General features: G+C 41.0%; 1 protein-coding gene and 1 pseudogene. Both read left to right on the top strand.

Annotated elements, in window-relative coordinates; genetic code table 11:
- A pseudogene (locus AX663_RS03480) lies at positions 1-368 on the top strand (transcriptional regulator); the annotation flags it as partial.
- Positions 369-652: 284 nt separating this feature from the next.
- Positions 653-2,327: SH3 domain-containing protein (locus AX663_RS03475; RefSeq protein WP_156430754.1), on the top strand; the 1,675-nt coding region annotated here is incomplete at its 3' end.

The raw sequence follows: 2,327 nt of genomic DNA, 5'->3' as shown, positions 1-2,327 counted from the left end.
CTTCAGCAGTCACAAATGAAGAAAATGACAATCAGGCCTCAGCAGTAGCACCTAAAGTTTCCTCTCAAGAACAAGCTCAAGCAGGCGCTACAGATGGTGGACAAGCGGCTCAAGCTACAACACCAACTTCTCAAGTTGGAGGAGTTGAGGGAGGTCGAGGTGCTTGGACAGCTACTTCTGGAACATTGACACTTGATGAGGAAACGCCTATTTATGCTGCGCCAGATAAAGACAGTGGAGCTGTTTCTAAACTTCCTGCAGGGGATGTTGATTGGGACAAATATGAAATTTTACCTGATGGAAACTGGTATAGTTTTGTTAAGGATGGTCAACGATACTACATTTCATATTCAGATGTAGGACATTGATAAAAGGTTCAAAAATGAAACATGATGGCATTTAAAGCGGTCGTGTTTTTACTTTATTTTCCATTTTTTTGGAAAAACAACGAATATATAAGTATAATCAGTCATTTTCCGATTATGACAAAAATTGGACAGTTTATGATTTAGGTGTGAACAAGTCAAATAAATTTGGTATACTAATGGACAAGTGAGAAATATTAAGTAATATTCTGTAAAATACTTGTAATATTTGTCACCTAATGTTACAATCAATCGGTAACAACAATTTGATAGAGAGAAATACTAATATGAAACGAGAAAAATTTTTACACGAACAACAACGTTTTTCCATTCGTAAATATTCATTTGGAGCAGCATCAGTTCTTTTAGGAGCAAGTTTGGTCTTTGCAGGTCAAGCTTTGGCTGATGAGCATCATGAGGTTTCAACATTTTCAGATGCTACTTTGCGTGCTACCTCAGATAGTGATGCTGTGACAGCAGCTGATATTTTCAGTGGTGTAGCGACCGATGGGGTAGTATCAAGCGAGAAAGCTAGCCAAGTCTCAACAACTAGCCAAACCGCTAGTGAAACTGCTACTAGCGAGGCTAGAAGTGAAGTGAGTGCTAGTACCTCACAAGCAGCAGATAAAATTTCTGAATCAACAACTGCTAGCTCAGAAGCGACAAGGAACACAAATGCTTCATCTGAAACAGCCACTAACCTTGATGTATCTGCCTTAACGAGAGCAGCTGTCAATACTAGTTTGGTGAGCCAACCAGCTACAACTACAGACAGCGACCTTCCAAGTCAAGGAACTTATGTCTACAAGGAACGTACAGAGATTAAGAATCAACCCAAGGTGTCTGCCAAGGCTGAATTTTATGTAAATCCAGGAGACAGCGTCCTTTACGATCAAGTCGTGACGGCTGACGGCTACCAATGGATTAGCTACAAATCATACTCTGGCGTGCGTCGTTATGCGCCAGTGAAACCAGTGGCAGCTGGTAGTGGTAACGGTAATAGTGGTAATGGGGATGGTAAGCCTTCTAATGGCACTCAAGCCACAACAGGTGTTTTGGATATCCCAGCAACAGGAACTTATTACTTTACACGTGACACAGATATTAAGAAAGAACCAAAAGCAGACCTCAAACCTACTTTTGTTTTCGGCAAGGGTGACCATGTCATCTATGATAAAGTTTTGACAGCTGATAATCACCAATGGATTTCTTACCTTGGTTATGACTATGTTCGCTATTATGCAGATGTTGCGACTTTGACACCTGCTAAAGCTGAAACACCAACTGTTAAACCAACAGAGACTAATCAAGCAAAACCAGAAGTTACTGGTGCTGAAAAGCTTCCAGCAAGCGGCACTTATAATGTGACACGTAGCTTGAATGTTAAAAACGAACCTAAAGCTTCTGCAGAAACACTTTATACCTTGGAAAAAGGCTACAAAGTGAACTATGACAAGGTCTTGACTGCGGATAACCATCAATGGATTTCTTACATCAGTTACAGTGGTACACGTCGTTATGTGGATATTGCGACCTTGAAAGCTACTGAGTCTAAACCACAAGAAAACCGTGTTTCTGGTAACCTTACCATTAACAACCAAACCTCTAACGGCTTCGATGTTGTGGTTACCAATGTTTCAGGTGGCGGCAAGACAGTCCAAGAAGTCCGTGTCCCAATTTGGTCAGATAAAGATGGTCAAGATGACCTCACTTGGTATCATGCTGATAAACAGTCAGACGGTAGCTATAAGGTTCATGTAGATAAAGCCAGCCACAAGGGCGATGCTGGTACCTATTCTGTCCATCTTTACTACATGTTGGATGGTAAGCGAACTTATATTAGCGAAACTACAGCCAAAGTCCCTGAAACTCAAGTAACAGGAAAATTGACGATTACCAACCAAACCTCTAATGGCTTTGATGTTGTCGTTACCAATGTTTCAGGTGGTGGCAAAGAAGTTA

Origin of the sequence: Streptococcus sp. CCH8-H5 (genome assembly GCF_001556505.1) — a bacterium.
Lineage (GTDB): Bacteria > Bacillota > Bacilli > Lactobacillales > Streptococcaceae > Streptococcus.
This window is presented reverse-complemented; position numbering and strand designations above follow the sequence as displayed.